This window comes from Mariniphaga sediminis (assembly GCF_003573545.1).
Lineage (GTDB): Bacteria > Bacteroidota > Bacteroidia > Bacteroidales > Prolixibacteraceae > Mariniphaga > Mariniphaga sediminis.
The window spans coordinates 46,177-63,853 of the sequence record NZ_QWET01000017.1; the positions used below are offsets into that span (position 1 = coordinate 46,177).

The 17,677-nt window shown below is 37.3% G+C and carries 16 protein-coding genes; 8 read left to right on the forward strand and 8 right to left on the reverse strand.

The window, feature by feature from the left end; all coding sequences use genetic code 11:
- Positions 1 to 79: 79 nt before the first annotated feature.
- Both tdh and rsgA read left to right on the forward strand, forming a co-directional pair.
- Positions 80 to 1,114: an L-threonine 3-dehydrogenase gene (tdh, locus tag D1164_RS18305; RefSeq protein WP_119351352.1), complete on the forward strand. Its 1,035-nt coding sequence runs from the start codon at positions 80 to 82 to the stop codon at positions 1,112 to 1,114.
- A gap of 93 nt (positions 1,115 to 1,207) precedes the next feature.
- Positions 1,208 to 2,158 (forward strand): ribosome small subunit-dependent GTPase A, encoded by a 951-nt coding sequence (rsgA, locus tag D1164_RS18310; protein ID WP_119351353.1) that lies wholly within the window; start codon positions 1,208 to 1,210, stop codon positions 2,156 to 2,158.
- On the opposite strand, the gene uvrC is transcribed toward rsgA, so the two are convergent.
- From uvrC to D1164_RS18340, 6 genes are read right to left on the reverse strand one after another with little or no spacing between them, the layout of a single operon-like run.
- Positions 2,155 to 3,978 carry an excinuclease ABC subunit UvrC gene (uvrC, locus tag D1164_RS18315; protein ID WP_119351354.1) on the reverse strand — a complete coding sequence of 608 codons (1,824 nt, stop codon included), beginning with the start codon at positions 3,976 to 3,978 and terminating at the stop codon, positions 2,155 to 2,157. The genes rsgA and uvrC overlap by 4 nt on opposite strands.
- A gap of 5 nt (positions 3,979 to 3,983) precedes the next feature.
- Positions 3,984 to 4,502: an adenine phosphoribosyltransferase gene (locus tag D1164_RS18320; RefSeq protein WP_119351355.1), complete on the reverse strand. Its 519-nt coding sequence runs from the start codon at positions 4,500 to 4,502 to the stop codon at positions 3,984 to 3,986.
- Between the two features lie 38 nt (positions 4,503 to 4,540).
- The gene (gene mnmG / locus D1164_RS18325; protein WP_119351356.1) at positions 4,541 to 6,421 is read right to left on the reverse strand and encodes a tRNA uridine-5-carboxymethylaminomethyl(34) synthesis enzyme MnmG; all 1,881 of its coding nucleotides are present in this window, start codon (positions 6,419 to 6,421) and stop codon (positions 4,541 to 4,543) included.
- Positions 6,418 to 6,855: an rRNA maturation RNase YbeY gene (gene ybeY / locus D1164_RS18330; protein WP_119351357.1), complete on the reverse strand. Its 438-nt coding sequence runs from the start codon at positions 6,853 to 6,855 to the stop codon at positions 6,418 to 6,420. The genes mnmG and ybeY overlap by 4 nt, the downstream gene beginning before the upstream one ends.
- On the reverse strand, positions 6,852 to 7,259 hold the full coding sequence (locus D1164_RS18335; protein WP_119351358.1) for an ATP-binding protein: 408 nt from the start codon (positions 7,257 to 7,259) through the stop codon (positions 6,852 to 6,854). The genes ybeY and D1164_RS18335 overlap by 4 nt, the downstream gene beginning before the upstream one ends.
- A 2-nt stretch (positions 7,260 to 7,261) precedes the next feature.
- The gene (locus tag D1164_RS18340) at positions 7,262 to 10,543 is read right to left on the reverse strand and encodes a DUF4175 family protein (RefSeq protein ID WP_119351359.1); all 3,282 of its coding nucleotides are present in this window, start codon (positions 10,541 to 10,543) and stop codon (positions 7,262 to 7,264) included.
- A gap of 444 nt (positions 10,544 to 10,987) precedes the next feature.
- On the opposite strand from D1164_RS18340, the gene D1164_RS18345 reads away from it, so the two are divergent.
- Both D1164_RS18345 and ruvB read left to right on the forward strand, forming a co-directional pair.
- Positions 10,988 to 11,359 (forward strand): response regulator, encoded by a 372-nt coding sequence (locus D1164_RS18345; protein WP_119351360.1) that lies wholly within the window; start codon positions 10,988 to 10,990, stop codon positions 11,357 to 11,359.
- 3 nt (positions 11,360 to 11,362) lie between these two features.
- Positions 11,363 to 12,385: a Holliday junction branch migration DNA helicase RuvB gene (gene ruvB / locus D1164_RS18350; protein ID WP_119351361.1), complete on the forward strand. Its 1,023-nt coding sequence runs from the start codon at positions 11,363 to 11,365 to the stop codon at positions 12,383 to 12,385.
- Here the strand turns inward: ruvB and D1164_RS18355 are convergent.
- Complete coding sequence (locus D1164_RS18355; protein WP_172594526.1) at positions 12,377 to 13,357, reverse strand: glutaminyl-peptide cyclotransferase; 981 nt, start codon at positions 13,355 to 13,357, stop codon at positions 12,377 to 12,379. The genes ruvB and D1164_RS18355 overlap by 9 nt on opposite strands.
- A 229-nt stretch (positions 13,358 to 13,586) precedes the next feature.
- Between D1164_RS18355 and D1164_RS18360 the strand changes: the two genes are divergently transcribed.
- The 3 genes from D1164_RS18360 to D1164_RS18370 are packed head-to-tail and all read left to right on the forward strand — an operon-like array spanning position 13,587 to position 16,037.
- Positions 13,587 to 15,065, forward strand: a complete 1,479-nt coding sequence (locus D1164_RS18360; protein ID WP_147372227.1) for an oligosaccharide flippase family protein — start codon at positions 13,587 to 13,589, stop codon at positions 15,063 to 15,065.
- Between the two features lie 32 nt (positions 15,066 to 15,097).
- The gene (locus D1164_RS18365; RefSeq protein ID WP_119351364.1) at positions 15,098 to 15,547 is read left to right on the forward strand and encodes an RpiB/LacA/LacB family sugar-phosphate isomerase; all 450 of its coding nucleotides are present in this window, start codon (positions 15,098 to 15,100) and stop codon (positions 15,545 to 15,547) included.
- A gap of 46 nt (positions 15,548 to 15,593) precedes the next feature.
- Entirely contained in the window at positions 15,594 to 16,037 is a 444-nt protein-coding gene (locus tag D1164_RS18370; protein WP_119351365.1) for an RrF2 family transcriptional regulator, read from the forward strand.
- Between the two features lie 8 nt (positions 16,038 to 16,045).
- Here the strand turns inward: D1164_RS18370 and D1164_RS18375 are convergent, their stop codons facing one another.
- The gene (locus D1164_RS18375) at positions 16,046 to 16,423 is read right to left on the reverse strand and encodes a VanZ family protein (RefSeq protein ID WP_119351366.1); all 378 of its coding nucleotides are present in this window, start codon (positions 16,421 to 16,423) and stop codon (positions 16,046 to 16,048) included.
- Positions 16,424 to 16,462: 39 nt separating this feature from the next.
- On the opposite strand from D1164_RS18375, the gene hemW reads away from it, so the two are divergent.
- Positions 16,463 to 17,590, forward strand: a complete 1,128-nt coding sequence (gene hemW, locus D1164_RS18380) for a radical SAM family heme chaperone HemW (RefSeq protein ID WP_119351367.1) — start codon at positions 16,463 to 16,465, stop codon at positions 17,588 to 17,590.
- Positions 17,591 to 17,677 lie beyond the last annotated feature (87 nt).

A 17,677-nucleotide genomic window follows, 5' to 3' on the forward strand; every position in this document is an offset into this window, starting at 1 on the left:
TATTCTTTGAAGATACAAAATTGTCGTATTTTGCATACAGTTTTATAAAATCAGAGTTCAATAATAAAAATTTTTGATCGTGAAAGCACTGGTAAAAAGCAAAGCAGAAAAAGGGATTTGGATGGAGGAAGTCCCCATGCCTGAAGTAAGGCCCAACGATGTGTTGATAAAAATAAAAAAAGCAGCTATTTGCGGAACCGATTTACACATATACAAATGGGATGAATGGGCGCAACAAACCATAAAACCACCTGTTATTATCGGACACGAGTACATGGGCACTGTTGTGGAAGTAGGGTCGGAGGTCGATTATGTGAAAGTAGGGGAGCGGGTTACTGTAGAAGGACATATTTCCTGCGGATTTTGCAGAAATTGCCGGCGCGGGAGGCAACACATCTGCGACCACACAGTAGGAATTGGCGTTCAGCGTGATGGCGGTTTTGCAGAATATATTTCCGTTCCCGCCAAAAATGTGTTGCATGTTGATGTCAGCATCCCGGATGAAATTATGTCGATTATGGATCCTATGGGAAATGCTACCCATACGGCGCTTTCATTCCCGCTTCTTGGCGAAGATGTACTCATTACAGGAATAGGAGGCCCTATTGGAGCCATGGCAGCTGCTATTTGCCGCTTTGCCGGAGCCCGGAATGTAATTGGTACCGACCTGAGTCCGTTTCGTCGCGCACTGGCCCGGAAAATGGGCGCCACGCGAGTAATAGATCCAACCAAAGAAAGCCTCAAAGAGGCAATGGAGCGACATAACATGGTTGCCGGATTCGACATTGGACTCGAATGCTCTGGCTCGCAGGCGGCATTTAATGATATGGTAAACCACATGTATAACGGCGGAAAAATCAGTCTGCTGGGCATTCTTCCAAAAAGCACTCAAATAAACTGGAATAACATCATTTTCAAAGGTTTAACACTAAAAGGAATTTATGGAAGAGAAATGTACGAAACCTGGTATCACATGGAAATGATGCTTACTTCGGGACTGGATATCACACCGGTAATCACACACCGGTTTCCGGCTGATGACTTTCAAAAGGCTTTTGATATCATGGAACAGGGCGATTGTGGAAAAATTATTCTGGATTGGGATTTTAACTGACGTGTTCCACGTGGAAAAATCTCAAAATCTGATTGTATCGTCTCATGCACGTTCATTTCACCTCAAAAGGCTATTTTTGTAAAAAATTTTTCTGTGAAGCAAGGTGTAGTTATAAAAACAACAGGAAGCTGGTTTACCGTAGAAGCTGAAAACGGGGAACTGTTTGAATGCAAAGTAAAAGGGAACTTCCGGATTAAAGATATAAAAAGTACAAATCCGGTGGCAGTGGGGGACAAAGTAAACTTCTCAGTGCAAGACGATATTCACAACAATGCCGAGGTGAAAACAGGCTGGATCACTTCGATTGAAGACCGTAAAAATTACATCATACGCCGCTCTCCCAATTTATCGAAACAGTCACATATTATAGCTGCCAACATCGACCAGGCTGTTTTAGTCGCAACGGTTGCCTGGCCGGTCACTACAACCACCTTCATCGACCGTTATCTGGCTTCTGCCGAAGCCTACCGCATTCCGGTACTGCTTGTCTTCAATAAAACAGATCTTTACTCAAAAGAAGAAAAAGCCAGGATGAACGAATTGATTTCTATTTATTCCAAAATTGGATATTTATGTCTTTCCACTTCGGCTAAAAAAAACCAGGGCATTGAAGAATTAAAAAACGCACTGAAAGAAAAAACCAATGTGATAAACGGACACAGCGGGGTAGGGAAGTCGACCCTGATTAACCTGATTCAACCCGGTTTAAACCTGAAAACCTCAGAAATTTCGGAAATGCACAAAACCGGTAAACACACTACTGCATTTTCAGCCATGTTTAAGCTTTCATTTGGAGGTTATATTATTGATACTCCGGGAATTAAAGGTTTTGGCATGCTTGAAATGGAAGCCTGGGAAATTCCGCACTATTTTCCGGAAATTTTTAAAATATCGGAAAATTGTCAGTACAACAACTGTTCGCATACCCATGAACCAGGCTGTGCTGTAAAAGAAGCCGTGGAAGCGGGCGATGTAGCCGCAAGCCGGTATATTAGCTATGTGGGCTTACTGGAAGGGGAAGATAAGTACCGGAAACCACATTAATTTTTAGCCGGATGAAAATATTGGTAAACCAACGTGGCTTTTGACAATCCGACAGATATTTTAAGTTTCTCTAAATCAGAATCCTTTATGTTTTTTACTGATTTAAAATCATTTAGAAGCTTTTTTATCGTCTTTTCACCAATCCCGTTTATTTGGTTTAACTCTGAATCAGTCATACTTTTCGACCGCTTATTTTGATGAAAAGTAATTCCAAATCGATGAGCTTCATCCCTGAGCTGCTGAATAATTTTCAACGTCTCAGAATTTTTATTTATATAAACAGGAACCGAGTCTCCGGGAAAATAAATTTCCTCAAGTCTTTTGGCAATACCAATAATAGAAATTTTACCTCTCAAGTTTAGCCTGTCAAGAGAATTTACGGCCGATGAGAGTTGTCCTTTACCACCATCAATTACAATGAGCTGAGGTAACTCTATATTCTCTTCAGTTAACCTTTTATATCGCCTGTAAACAACCTCCTCCATGGAAGCAAAGTCGTTTGGCCCGGAAACTGTTTTAATATTGTAGTGTCGGTATTCTTTTTTTAACGGTCGTCCATTTTTAAAAACAACACATGCTGCAACAGGATTTGTTCCCTGCAGGTTACTATTATCAAAACATTCAATACGAACAGGTAATTCGGGCAACTGGAGATCCTTTTTAATCGTATTAAGAATACGCTCTTCCCTAACTTTGGGATTCTTAAGAACTAATTGCTTCTCTTTTTCAAGCCGGAAATACTTCGCATTCCGGAAGGACAAGTCAAGTAATTTCTTTTTTTCTCCACGCTGCGGAATCTTAAAAGTAACATCATTCAGTTTGGTTTGAGGTAGAAAAGGCACCAGAATTTCTTTGGCATTACTGAATATTTTTTGTCGAATATCCACTATTCCGGCAAGAAGTAAATCCTCTTTCGATTCATCCAAACTCTTTTTAATTTCCAAAGTATATGTTTGAATAATGGCTCCCTTAATAACTTTAAGATAATTGACATAGGCAAATTTAGCATCCTGATCTATAGAAAACACATCCACATCCGTAATGGTAGGTGAAACAATGGTCGATTTGCTTTGATATCTCTTCAGCGAGTCGTATTTTTCCTTTAGTTTGTGTGCTTCCTCAAAATGTAATCCGTCGGCCATATCCTTCATTCTTATTTCCAAATGGCGGATAACTCCGGAAACATTCCCTTTCAAAATGTCAGTAATATCATCGATTCCCTGATTGTATTTTTCAGCTGAAATCAGTCCCTCACAAGGTCCTTCGCAATTTCCAATATGATACTCCAGGCAAACTTTATACTTTTTTGACCGAATATTTTCATCGGTCAAAAGATAATTACATGTACGGAGTTTATATTCCGATTTAAACAGTTCAAGTAAAGTTCTAACGGTATAAATTGAAGTATAAGGGCCAAAATATTTTGATCCGTCTTTTATCAAATTTCGTGTTTTAAAAACACGGGGAAAGGGTTCGTTTTTAACACAAATCCATGGGTAAGATTTATCGTCTTTCAGCCTTATATTATAACGGGGCTGGTATTTTTTTATCAGGTTATTCTCAAGTAACAAAGCATCCTGCTCTGTCTCTACAACCATGTGTTTAATATCAGCAATATTCCGAACAAGCAGGGCAGTTTTCCTGCTGTCATGTTGCTTCGAAAAATAACTGGAAACCCGCTTTTTAAGGTTTTTGGCTTTTCCGATGTAAATAATTTTTCCCGAATCATCATAAAACTGATAAATACCAGGCTTTCCGGGAAGAACGGAAATCAGACTTTTTAAATAATCAATATCACTATTTTTTGATTGATATTTCACCGACTTTAATATTTAACCAATACATGCGGATCAAATTGTTTGAGTATTTCCTTTTCAGGAGTCTGAATGAATTCAAGATCGCAAAGAAAACTGAAATATACTTTTTTAATTCCAACCTGTTTGATCATATTTAAAACAGCTTGAGCCGTACCTCCTGTAGCCAACAAATCATCATGAATAAGCACTACATCTTCTTCAGAAAGGGCATCACTGTGAATTTCCACCGTGTCTGTACCATATTCCAATTGATATGTTTCAGAAATGACATCGGAAGGAAGTTTCCCCTTTTTTCTAACAGGAACAAATCCGGCCCTTAATTCGTGAGCCAAAATTCCACCCAAAATAAAACCTCGTGCCTCAATTCCTAACACTTTTGAAATTTGCTTATCTCTGAATTCATCTGCAATTTTTCCAGTTATATACTGAATAGCTTCTTTATCTTTTAACAGGGTAGTGATGTCTATAAAATTAATTCCCTTTTTTGGAAAATCGGGAACCTCCCTGATTTTGTCTTTCAAATTCATGGTTGATCTGGTTTTTTTTGTTCCACGTGAAACAATTTCTATCTTCCTAACAAAACTAACAAAACATTTATGTCGGCCGGAGAAACACCGGAAATTCGTTTTGCCTGGCCAATGGTTTTAGGATTAATTTTTTCCAATTTTTGTCGCGCTTCAGTGGATAGGGATTTCAATTGACTATAATTAAACTTATTTTCGATTCGTATATTTTCAAATTTATCAAGCTTCTCAGCCAGGAGTTTTTCACGATTAATATAACCTTCATATTTTATCGAAATTTCAGCTCCCTGGATTATTTCTGTTCTTCTTTCCTCCGGAACCTTCGTGAGAAACGTTTTAAAAGGGGTGATGGTATCAATCAAATCAAATATTGAAATCTGAGGGCGCAAAATGATATCATAAAGTTTAACTCCTTGTTTTAATTCAGAGGTACCTTTTTCTGTAAGTAACTGATTTACAAAGTGTGGCTTCACGCTAAATTTACGAGCGTATTGAATAATTTCGGAAATTATCCTGGTTTTTTCCTCTAATAATTTTTTTCGTTCTGGAGAAGCAAGACCCAATTTATATGCTTTTTCCGTTAAGCGGATGTCTGCATTATCCTGACGAAGTAAAATTCTAAATTCAGCCCTACTTGTAAACATACGATAAGGTTCATCTACTCCTTTTGTAACCAAATCGTCAATCAACACTCCAATATAGGCTTCATCTCTTTTAAGAATAAACTCTTCGCCTGGAGAGTGGCATCGCAAATGAGCATTTATTCCGGCAATGATTCCCTGGGCGCCGGCTTCTTCATATCCCGTTGTCCCATTAATCTGTCCGGCAAAATAGAGATTCTTTATGATTTTAGTTTCGAGGGTATGGTAAAGCTGTGTTGGATCAAAATAATCGTATTCAATGGCATATCCAGGTCTGAAAATCCGGGCATTCTCCAGTCCGGGAACTTTTTGCATGGCTTTATACTGAACCTGCCATGGAAGGGATGAGGAAAAACCATTCAGATAATACTCGACAGTAGATTCTCCTTCAGGTTCCAAAAAGAGCTGATGCTGCTGTTTTTCTGCAAAAGTAACGAGTTTAGATTCTATGCTGGGGCAATATCTTGGACCGGTACTTTGAATGGTCCCGTCAAACATTGGTGAAAACCTGAATCCCAACTCCAACTCACTATGAACATCAGGATTGGTATGGGTAATCCAGCACGAACGTTGCTGCAATTTTGATTTAGTTCCTGGCAAATAGGAAAACGTAAAATGAGTGACATCTCCTTTTTGTTCTGTAAGTTGTGAAAAATCAATAGTACGACCATCGATTCGTACAGGTGTACCCGTTTTTAAACGGCCTGTTTTAAACCCGGCACCAAACAACTGTTCTGTTATGTCATAAGAAGCAGATTCACCGATACGTCCCCCTTTCATTTGCGATGAGCCCACATGAATCAATCCATTAAGGAACGTACCGTTGGTTAGAATAACCGTATTACCATAAAACTCAACACCAATTTTTGTTCGAACACCTTTCACCTGATCATTATCCATAATCAATGAAATAACAGCATCCTGCCACAAATCAAGGTTATCAATACTTTCCAACGTCTCTCTCCATAATTCTGTAAACCGCATCCGGTCATTTTGCGACCGTGGACTCCACATGGCCGGACCTTTCGACAAATTAAGCATCCTGAATTGAATGGTCGTTTTATCGGCAATTATCCCTGAATATCCACCCAAGGCATCAATCTCTCTAACTATCTGACCTTTGGCAATACCGCCCATTGCCGGATTACATGACATTTGGGCATATTTGGTCATATCCATGGTTATCAGTAAGGTTTTGGACCCAAGATTTGCAGCAGCGGCTGCAGCTTCACATCCTGAATGTCCTCCTCCCACAACAATAACATCATATTTTGGCATCATATTTCTTCCTTCTTAAAATCTACTCTTTTCAAATAGAAATTTTCTTTCTCCTTCATCTGTTTGCCTTCAGCTTCCGTTTTGTCCTTATAACCAACCAAATGCAAAACACCATGAAAAATAACACGGTATAATTCTTCTTTAAAAGGCCTGTTAAACTTACCGGCATTTTCCTTTACACGATCTACACTAATAAATAAATCGCCCGAAATAACAGATTTTTTTACATAGTCAAATGTAACAATATCAGTATAATAGTCATGTCCAAGATATTGTTCATTTATTTTTAACAAATAATCATCGCTACATAAAATAATTGAAATCTCTCCAGGCTTTTTATTTTCGTTTGTGATTAAAAATTCTATATGATTTTCAAGCAGATCCCAACGTATCGGAAAGGGATTAATTTCTTCAAAAAAAAAGTCTAATCCGTTCACTGCAAATCGATGTTAATATTCACACTTTTCCCTTCATTGCGAAACTCAACGTGATTGCAAAGCGATTTTATGATATGAATTCCCCTGCCGGCTTCCTTTTTTATATTATTTCTTAAAGTAGGATCATCTACCTGTGTGTAATCAAAACCTTCGCCTTCGTCGTGCACTGCGATACTAATATTTCCTTTCATACAATTGATTTCTATGTCAACCTTCTTCCGGCTATCGTTTTTATTACCATGTTCGATAGAATTAATAACTGCTTCAGAAATGCAGAGTAACACCTTATTAAAACACTTTTGCGGAAGTTCATTTTCGTCAAATATACGCGACAGGAATTGTTCCACCTTCTTCAATTCCTGTTTATCTGATTTAATGGCAAGTATTTCAGGGTTTTTATTCATCCTTATTCTTTTTGGATGTTATTTAAATATTGCTTGTATTTGTTATTATAAAAATTATTCAATTGATGCGAGTTTCTGTTTAAATATTCGAGTGTTGTATTCTTTTTATCCTGATACTCAAAAAATTCAACCGGGTTACTTTGAAAATCTTCTGCGCTTCGGCTTTCCCTTTCATCTTCGAATTCTCTTTCCATTTCAGCCTTCTCTGCTTCCAGTAAACGGGTGGCTATCTGGTTCTGTCTCATAACCATCTGCGAATTTACATTTTTATTCATTAACTGTCTGCGGTTTTGTTCCAGTAAATCATCGATCTCCTGTAAGACTTTCCGGGTACCACTTCCCACCGTTCCGTTATTCATAATTTGACGAAGCATTTGTTGCATCATTTCGTGTTGCATAAGCGATTGCCCCATTTGTTTACCCATTTGCTGCGAATTACCATTCTTCATCTGTTCAATCATCTGCTGCAACTGTTGTTTAATACTTTCCGATTCCTCTTTAAGAAGATTCATCCCTTGCTTACCCGAACCCGGATTTTCGCATTGCTGATCGCCCGGTTGTGCATTTGCCATCATTTTTTCAAGATTGTCAAGGGCTTCATTTAACATAAGGGCCAGGTTATTTGTAGCTGTCATCACATACTGCTGACTCGCTCTGGCATTAGGATACAATCCTTCGCTCATTTCATCAAGAGACTTATTCAAATGGAGCTCCATTGAAATTAACTCGTTATTAACCAAACTATTAATCTGAGGCGTACGTTTAGCGAGCGCATACAATGAATCCTTAACAATCTGACTTTGATCTTTAATTCGTCGCTGCTGACGATTTAATTCATTTAGTACCGGATCGTTTGCACTAACCCCTGACAATTTATCCAACACGCTTTCCTGCTCAAAAGACAAATAAACGAGGTTACTCAGTATCTGACGAAGGTTTTCTATATTTTCCAGATTTTGCTTCATCATGTTCGAATTGAGCATCTGTTGCATGGCAAATGCTGTATTCTTCATTTTTTCTGAAGTTTCTTTCATACTGGAACCTGCCTTTTTCCTGTTCTTTTTCTGAAGTTGATCTTTACTTTTTTGCATGCTGTTTTCGATATCCTTAAACTCCTCTTCAAATTCATCGAAATTCATCTGCTTTTCCAGATCTTTGTTTAATTGAAGTGCTTCTTCTAATTGATTTTGAATATCTTCCAACTCCATTTCATGCTGATCCAATTTTTGTTGTACGTCATCAAAACCCAACTTATCATTTACCTCTTCAGCCATTCTTTCTTCTTCAACGGCCATCCGGTTAACGTCATCAATTACATTTTGAAGTTTCTGCTCCACTTTCATCCGACGCAACATTTCAAGATTTTTATCCAGCTGCTTTTGCAAATCTTCATAACTGAAATTCATTTGTTCTGCCAACTTATTCAACTGTTTCGAATCAAACTCTTCGGCCAGTTTTTGAAATTCCTCCAAAAGTTGTCTCAGCTCTTCAGTAAAAACCTCATCCAATAACTCTTCTATTTCCTGTTGCTTCTCTCTTATTTCGTCATTTTGCCGGTTAAAGGAATTCAAATAATTATTCAGCTTTTCATTGTCCTTCTTTATACGATCGTATAATTGTTCAAGGTTGCTTTGTTTGGAAAGAATTTGATTAACCATTTGTGTTTTTTCCCACTCTGAAACATTCGTGTCCATATTTTTCAGGCGGAGATCCTGCAAATCATTCTGAATTTCATTGGCAAGTTGTTCGCTCTGCTCCAACATATTTTCCAACTTTTCAAACTGCTCTTTTTCACTCTCAGATACCTCTTTTCTGTCAGGAATATTAAAAATATAACTATCGGAAGTAGTTGTTTTATAATCATTTATAACATCATTATCCGTAACTGAGAAATAATAAGATACAGTACCTGAAGTTGGCGTAATACCAGCAAAATCGAAACTAAAATAAAACTCCTGGTCTGTTAAGTTTTTTACAACTGGAATAGAAATAGCAGAATCTTCATTATTAATATTATAATGAAAATTCAAATCAGAAAAACCGTAATCATCGCTAATTGTTCCCTTAAAAAAGAAACGTGTTATTTGCAACGAATCCTGCACCCGCACCACACCTATTTCAGGAAACAAATCAGGTATTACATCAATAGAATAAGAAAGTGCCAATTCCGGTTGTGTCAAGTCATTTTTAACAAATACATGGTAGCCCGACGAATTAAAAAACTGATGTTTTACTTCAAAAACATTGTTCGTTTGCAACGCTCCTTTCGATAAAGAATCAGCTAACTCCATGTAAAGTGTGTCGATGTCTATTCCAAGAAATTTCCATTCTACCTGCGTACCATTGGGTACCTGCAAATCGCCAATATTTTCAAGCTTCTGAACCGAAAGTCCGGTGTAAGAGGGCGGTTTAACTGCCACATCAAAATGATTGATTCCCGGATTAGGTAACAATCCAAGAGAATACACATCGGATTTGTATTTAAGATTAGTAAAATAAAAGTTTACAGGATTGATTACCGAAGCCATTTCAAACTCAAAACGACCGGTTGAGGTACTTTTCATCAGGTAATTATTCCCTTCAATATTAATATATACAACACCGGGTAACTCATTGCCCCTGCATTCTACACTTATCTTATATGCCTCTCCTTTCGTTGCCTTCAAATCCGTATTATATAAATGAAAAACAAAAGGAGCTGGTTTCACAAAATGAGTATTGTAATGAATAATCCTGTTCGGAGCCGTAGTAAAAACTGACTTATTTACAACAAATACAGTTGCAGTAACCAGCAAGCTCGTCATAAAATAAATGAATACAAGTTTCAGGTTTTTAAACTGTACTGCCTGGTTAAAATCAAATACCCGAAGCTCATTTATTTTTTGATCGATACTGGCCAATACAATATCATTTGAATAGGTTTGATCCTGAATTTCAGCCAATTCTATAATATTCAACAGTCTGTCCTTTATATCGCTAAAATGTTTTTGAATAATGACAGAACTGCTCTTTATATCAATGGGTTTCAGTATATGCAAAAGTTTGAAAAGGGGTACAAAAATGAACTGTATGGTAAGCAGTCCACCAAATACAACAAACCCAAAGAACAATATTTTTCTTATATAAGAAGAGAGATAAATAAAATATTCGATGAGGGAAAAAGCTGTAAACAGCGCTATTAAAAAGAAAAAAGTAAGTATGATTCCTTTCAGAATTTTATAAGAATAGAACTTTATCCGGAAAGTGTTCAGCTTATTAACAAGTATGTTGAAATTTTTAGTCATCTTTTGCTAATTTCTTTTCATCCAATATATTATAAAACTACTAATTGTTAGTAATTGTTCCCATACCGGAGGAAAAAACAAAAATAATCTTTTAAAACAAAATTTGTATTCCTCCCGAACTATTCTATATTAATATTATTTTTGAAACAGTAAAAAATTCTATTGAGAAAGTTTAGTCAATCTTTACACAATAAATAAACCGGTTGAATTACGTAAAAGATGTAGATAATATGTTACAAACATCTGTTTAAAAGTTTGTGATTATTTATCCGTTGTATTGAATTTAAAATAATTAAAAAGATTTGAGTTGTTAGTATTTTGGTAGATTTGCAGTGAACGTTGTTTTTATAAAAATTGCAAATTTGTTTTCAACAGAAATAAACAGGCTATTATTAACAGTATTTTATTTTATCATTAGATATAATAAATATAATACAGAAGAAATTGAAAATACTTTTAGTTGAGGATAACGTATTAAATCAAAAGGTGGTTGTTTTTCATTTGAAAAAATACGCTTTTGAGGTGGTTTGTGTTGTCAACTGGCGCGAGGCGATGGAGGAATTTAAAAACAATACCCCTGATTTGATATTGATGGATATTATGCTACCCGAAAAAAACGGGTTTGAAATAACTGCAGAGATAAGGGAATACGAAAAAAGTATTGAAAAAAATGAAGGAGTACCTATTATTGCACTCACTGCCAATACCCTTGATAATGACAAAAATAAATGTTTGAGGGCTGGTATGAATGATTATTTACCCAAACCTTTTTCTGCTGAAGAGTTGTACGAGGCTATTAAACAATTTATCCCTTAGTTAATGAATGAGGATATTGACATAAGAGGGAACAATTATCCGGATACCGACAGAGAATTAGATCGGAGACTCCGTCCTTTGCAGTTTAACGATTTTAAAGGGCAGCTGCAAATTGTTGAAAACCTGAAAATATTTGTGAAGGCAGCTTCCATGCGAAATGAGGCGCTTGATCATGTACTGTTGCATGGTCCGCCGGGGTTGGGAAAAACAACCTTGTCGCATATTATTGCCAACGAATTGGGAGTGGGTATTAAAATCACATCCGGGCCGGTGCTTGATAAACCCGGTGACCTGGCCGGATTGCTCACCAACCTCGAAGAAAAGGATGTGTTGTTTATTGATGAAATTCACCGCCTTTCGCCTGTTGTGGAAGAATACCTTTATTCGGCGATGGAAGATTTTCGAATAGATATCATGATTGATAAAGGGCCCAGCGCCCGTTCCATTCAGCTGGAAATTAATCAGTTCACCCTTATAGGCGCCACTACCCGTTCCGGCTTGCTCACTTCGCCATTGCGGGCAAGGTTTGGTATCAATTCGCACCTCGAATATTATGACAATACAGTTTTGAAGGGTATTGTAAAGCGGTCGGCACGGATACTAGAGGTAGAAATAAGCGACGAGGCAGCCGAAGAAATTGCAGGGAGAAGTCGCGGAACTCCCCGTATTGTTAATTCGCTTTTACGCCGTGTACGCGATTTTGCGCAGGTAAAAGGAAACGGAAACATCGATATTGAAATAACCAAAACTGCGTTGAAAGCGATGAATATCGATGAACATGGTTTGGATGAGATGGACAACCGTATACTGCTTTGCATAATTGACAAGTTTAAAGGCGGGCCGGTTGGTATTTCAACGATTGCAACTGCCGTGGGCGAAGACAGTGGTACCATTGAAGAAGTTTATGAACCGTTCCTGATAAAAGAGGGATTTATAAAACGCACCCCCCGCGGGAGGGAAGCTACGGAAATTGCTTACAAACATCTGGGAAGAATTAACTACGGAAATACACCAACTCTATTTTGATTCAACAAGTTCTATTTCAAACAAACGGGGCCACCATTTTCCGGTAACAAAGAGGCGCTCCTTGTCAGAATCATAAGCAATTCCATTCAGGTAATCGATGGTATCAGATGGATTGGTGTACATATTCAGGATGCCATCCAAATTGATTTCAGACAACACTTTACCCGTTTCCGGTTCAATTTGTACAATTAAATTGGAGGTGTAAACATTGGCGTAAATACTTTCATTAATGTATTCTAACTCGTTCAGGTAATTGACAATTCCGGTGTTGTTGGCTACCTGTATTTTTTTGATTTCTGAATAATTGGTAGGATCGAGCCAAATCAGCTCGTGGCTTCCGTTGCTCATAATCAGATTTTTTCCATCGTTTGTCAGGCCCCAACCTTCTTTCGAATTGAAAGTGAAACTATCGATTACCGCAAAGTCACTGAGGTTATATACAAAACCTTTTTGTGCACGGTAGGTGAGCTGATAAACTTTGTTATCTAAAATGGTAATGCCTTCTCCAAAATATTTTTCGTCGAGCGAATGATGCATTACCTGATTTCCGCTATTCAAATTCACTTTAAACAAACCCGATTTTCCTTTTTCACCGGTGCCTTCATAAAGAAAGCCTTCATAAAATTCTAGTCCCTGTGTGTAAAATCCAGGATTGTGCGGATAATCTTTTAGCGTGGTGTAACTGTATTTTTTTGGGGCAGTATCAGATACCACATTAAAAGCAAGCGTACGCGAGTTGTTCACGCTGTCTGTTTTGGTAACCTGTACAAAGAAGTTGCTTTTTCCAATCTGATCCAGTTTTACATTGTTCACAGTAAAATCGAGCTCGTTACTTTCTTTTAAAAATTCTCCGTTGTAAAACAACCGTATGTTATCGATTTCTCCATTTTTTACTCTTGTTTGAACCCTTACTGACACGTTATTTCCCAAATAATAGTTTTGCGCTTGAGGCAGTATGGTGATATTACTCACAGGCTTTCTCGACCTTTTTGGTTTGTTGGAACATGAAAAGAAAGTGACAAACAAACAAAAGACAAGTACAAAAGGAAAAACAGATTTGTTCATGCTAAATTTTTGTTGTTAAAAATTGCCGTTATAAAGTTGATGGCTTTTCGCTGTAAAATTAATAAATAAACGAAGTACAACAATCAGTCGCAAAAGAAGCAAAGAATACTATCTTTGTTTGAAATTTTTCGGAACATTGAATCCATTTAGAAAATTAGCAGGGGATACGGCTATATACGGGATGAGTAGTATTATTGGCCGGTTTTTAAACTGGTGGCTGGTTCCCTATTATTCATTTATTTTTGCTCCGGAGGTTTATGGTGTAGTGACCAACCTATATGCCATGGTTTCCTTTTTTCTGGTACTGTTGGCCTACGGAATGGAAACTTCCTTTTTCAGATATGCTTCAAAAAGCGATGACCCGGAAAAGGTTTATTCTACTTCTTTAATCTCGCTGTTTTTTACCTCCACCGCTTTTATATTGCTGGCGGCAACTTTTAAAAACGAAATAGCCTCTTTTATCCGGTATCCCGAACATCCTGAATATATTTTATGGTTTGCCATTATTCTCGGGGTCGATGTGTTTTCAAATATTCCGTTTGCCCGGTTACGATTGAATAACAGACCGGTAAAATTTGCTGTTTTAAAAATTGTGAATATCAGTTTTAATATCGGATTTAATCTGTTTTTTCTTTCGCTTTGCCCGGATTTAATTGAAAAAAATCCTGATTCGGTAGTACGCCATATTTATTCTCCTGAAATTGGAGTCGGGTATGTTTTTATTTCCAATTTACTGGCCTCGCTTATTACATTGGTTTTACTTTTACCTGAGATTTTCAGGGTTTCTTTTCAGTTCGACAAAAAACTGCTCCGGCAAATGCTGAGTTATGGTTTTCCCATTTTAATTGTAGGACTGGCCGGTATGGTAAACCAGAATATCGATAAAGTATTGATTCCCTTTCTGATTCCGGAAGATCAGAATCCGATGTATCAGGTGGGGGTTTATGGCGCCAATTATAAATTGGCAGTTTTGATGAATATGTTTATCCAGGCCTTCAGGTATGCTTTTGAACCTTTTTTCTTTTCGCGTGGAGAGAGCAAAGAAGATCCGCAGGTTTACGCTACCGTGATGAAATACTTTGTCATTTTTGGTTTGGTTATCTTTTTGGGAATGGTTTTGTATATCGATATTTTTAAAATAATTATCAGTGCAAAATACCATGAAGGGTTGAAAGTTGTTCCCATTATTTTAATGGCCAACCTGTTTTTCGGGGTTTACTTTACCCTTTCGCTTTGGTACAAGTTAAAAGATTTGACACGCTATGGCGCTTATATGGCGTTGATTGGCGCTGCAATTACCCTTGTTTTGAATTTTCTGCTTATACCGGTTTTAGGATATATGGGTTCGGCCATTGCTATTTTTACCTGCTTTTTTGTTATGATGATCCTATCCTATTTTTGGGGACAAAAATTTTACCCGGTGCCATATAATCTGAAACGAATGGGTACCTATTTTGTGGTAGCTGTTGTTATATTTGCCATTTCTTTGTTTACATCCTCTCAGCAGGAGATAATCAAATATTCTGTCCATACTATTCTTTTGCTGATGTTTGCCTATCTGGTTTATAAATTGGAAAAAAGGCAGTTAAAAAGATTATTTAAAGGAAATAACTGAATTAAATATCAAAAAGTATTAATTTTGTCGGAATGAAAAAGTTAGATGATAAAACCATTGCTCTAGCCAGTGATCATGCCGGTTTTGATAAGAAACAGGCTATAATACGGTTTTTTGAAGAGAATGGTATTTTGTATAAGGATTTTGGTTGTTATACCAACGAAAGTTGTGACTATCCTGATTTTGCCCATGCTATTGCTGATGCTATTGACAAAGGCGAATTCGAAATAGGGATTACTTTTTGTGGGAGCGGACAAGGCATCAGCATTACTGCAAACAAGCACCAAAATGTAAGATCGGCGCTTTGCTGGAACCCGGAAATTGGAGTTTTGGCAAAACAGCATAACAATGCAAATATTTGCGCTATTCCATCCAGGTTTGTAACCGACGAGGAAGCCATTTCCATTGTGAGGGCTTATTTAAATGCTGAATTTGAAGGTGGGCGCCATGAACGAAGAGTTGCTAAAATTCCTTTGAAATAATTCAGGTAATTTTTTTTGTGAAGAAGTAGAATTAAAAATAATTGATATGCTGTCTAATACTTGTAAATATGCTTTAAGAGCCCTCATTTATCTTGCGAAATTTTCCAAAGAAGAAAAAATGATTGGAATCAAAAAAATTTCAGAAGACCTGAAACTATCCTCTCCTTTTTTGGGAAAAATATTACAAAACCTGGTTAAACAAAAATTGTTGGTTTCTACTAAGGGACCTAACGGAGGTTTTGCACTGGCAAAAAGTTCAGGCGAAATTACGTTATGGGATATTGTGACCAAAGTAGATGGTGAAGAGTTTTTTACCAATTGCCTTATCCGGTTGGATCCCTGTCATACACACGATTCTGAAAAACCACTTTGTCCTGTGCATGCGCAATATGAAAAACTCCGGAATGAAATTGCCAATTTTTATCAGGGCACTACATTGGAAATTGTAGGTAAAGACATTGAAAAATACGAGGATCTGGTGAAGCTTTAGCAGGTAATTTAAAAGTATTTCTCCAGTTTTTTTCCGGCTATTAAAAAATGGAAAAAAATGGCAGAAGCTAATATGCCCGCACTGTTTGCCAGAAAATCATAAAAATCGCTGCTTCTTGAGGATGAAATGGTCTGCTGTACTGCTTCAAGTACAGCCGCAAGAAAAAGTGAAAGAGCCGGAGCATAAAATAAATAGTTCATTTTTAGTCTTTTAAATGGTCTGAATAGAAACAGGCAAAAAACAAAGAACAATCCGAAATGAACTATTTTATCGAAGTAGGGAATATCTAAAAAGGGTTTTTTAGGCAATCCACTTGCCGGGATATACAATCCGTAACATATCAGCGCAAGCCAAATGAGGGGTTTAAAAAATAATTTTAGCTTCATTCTGTGAGTGTATTTTAATCGGGCAAAGTAACAAAAAGTATGGCAGGTATCTATATTCATATTCCTTTTTGCCGTCAAAAATGCTACTATTGCGATTTTTACAAAACTGTAAATTCCAGTCTGACAGGAAAATTTCTGGCTATCCTGAAGCAGGAAGCCGTAATACGAAAAAATTACCTGGAAGGTGAACCTGTGCGAACTATCTATTTTGGGGGAGGCACTCCTTCCGTATTATCTCCTGATGAACTTTTGTTTGTTTTGGAGTTTTTACATGCAAACTTCCAGGTTTTACCGGATGCAGAAATTACCTTCGAAGCAAATCCCGACGATTTAACGCCGGCTTATTTACAGGTGTTAAAAAATGCGGGAATAAACAGGTTGAGTATTGGAATTCAAGCCTTTCAGGATAATCATTTAAAAAAGATGAACCGAAGGCACAATGCTCAGCAAGCTTTTGATGCTGTTGAATATGCAGCCTCCGCGGGTTTTTCGAATCTGAGCGTCGATCTTATTTATGGTTTACCAGATCTTACAGAGGAGCAATGGAAAGAGAGTTTAACACGTGTTTTCCAGTTACCTGTTGTGCACCTTTCGGCTTATCATTTAACGTATCATGAAGGAACCCCGTTTTTTACCTGGCTCAAAAAAGGAACCCTTAAAGAGTTATCAGAAAAGGAGAGTGTGAAGCAATTTAACCTGTTGCTCGATGAGGCTGGGAAAGCTGGTTTTGAACAGTACGAGATTTCAAATTTTGCCCGGAACAAAATATATTCGAAACATAATACAGCCTACTGGACCGGTGAAAAATATCTGGGACTGGGGCCTTCTGCTCACTCTTACAACGGAGATTCCCGCCAATGGAATATTTCGCATATCGAATCGTATATCCGGGGAATTGAGAATCATACCTCCTTTTTTGAGGAGGAACATTTAGCTGAAAATGATAAGTATAACGAGTATGTTTTAACCCGAATTCGCACAAAATGGGGAATTTCAGAGTATGAAATACAGGATCGGTTTGGGGAAGAGAAAGCAAAATTTGTCAGGAAGGAAGCAGAAAAATACATTCATTCGGGAAAGATGTCAGAACAAAACGGCATTTTTACATTTACCCGTAAAGGACTTTTTGTTTCGGATGATATCATGACCAGTTTTATGATTATTTGATTGTTAACCAATTGTTTGAATAAGGTCCCGATTTGATAAATATTGTTAATGGAGATGCTGTCTGTTCTAAAAAAACTATCTTAGCGG

Coding starts and splice junctions, on each gene's coding strand:
- D1164_RS18320 (WP_119351355.1), bottom strand. CDS start 4,502: ATGAATTTGAAAGACAAAATCAGGGAGGTTCCCGATTTTCCAAAAAAG.
- mnmG (WP_119351356.1), bottom strand. CDS start 6,421: ATGATGCCAAAATATGATGTTATTGTTGTGGGAGGAGGACATTCAGGA.
- D1164_RS18335 (WP_119351358.1), bottom strand. CDS start 7,259: ATGAATAAAAACCCTGAAATACTTGCCATTAAATCAGATAAACAGGAA.
- D1164_RS18340 (WP_119351359.1), bottom strand. CDS start 10,543: ATGACTAAAAATTTCAACATACTTGTTAATAAGCTGAACACTTTCCGG.
- ruvB (WP_119351361.1), top strand. CDS start 11,363: ATGAATGAGGATATTGACATAAGAGGGAACAATTATCCGGATACCGAC.
- D1164_RS18365 (WP_119351364.1), top strand. CDS start 15,098: ATGAAAAAGTTAGATGATAAAACCATTGCTCTAGCCAGTGATCATGCC.
- D1164_RS18370 (WP_119351365.1), top strand. CDS start 15,594: ATGCTGTCTAATACTTGTAAATATGCTTTAAGAGCCCTCATTTATCTT.
- D1164_RS18375 (WP_119351366.1), bottom strand. CDS start 16,423: ATGAAGCTAAAATTATTTTTTAAACCCCTCATTTGGCTTGCGCTGATA.
- hemW (WP_119351367.1), top strand. CDS start 16,463: ATGGCAGGTATCTATATTCATATTCCTTTTTGCCGTCAAAAATGCTAC.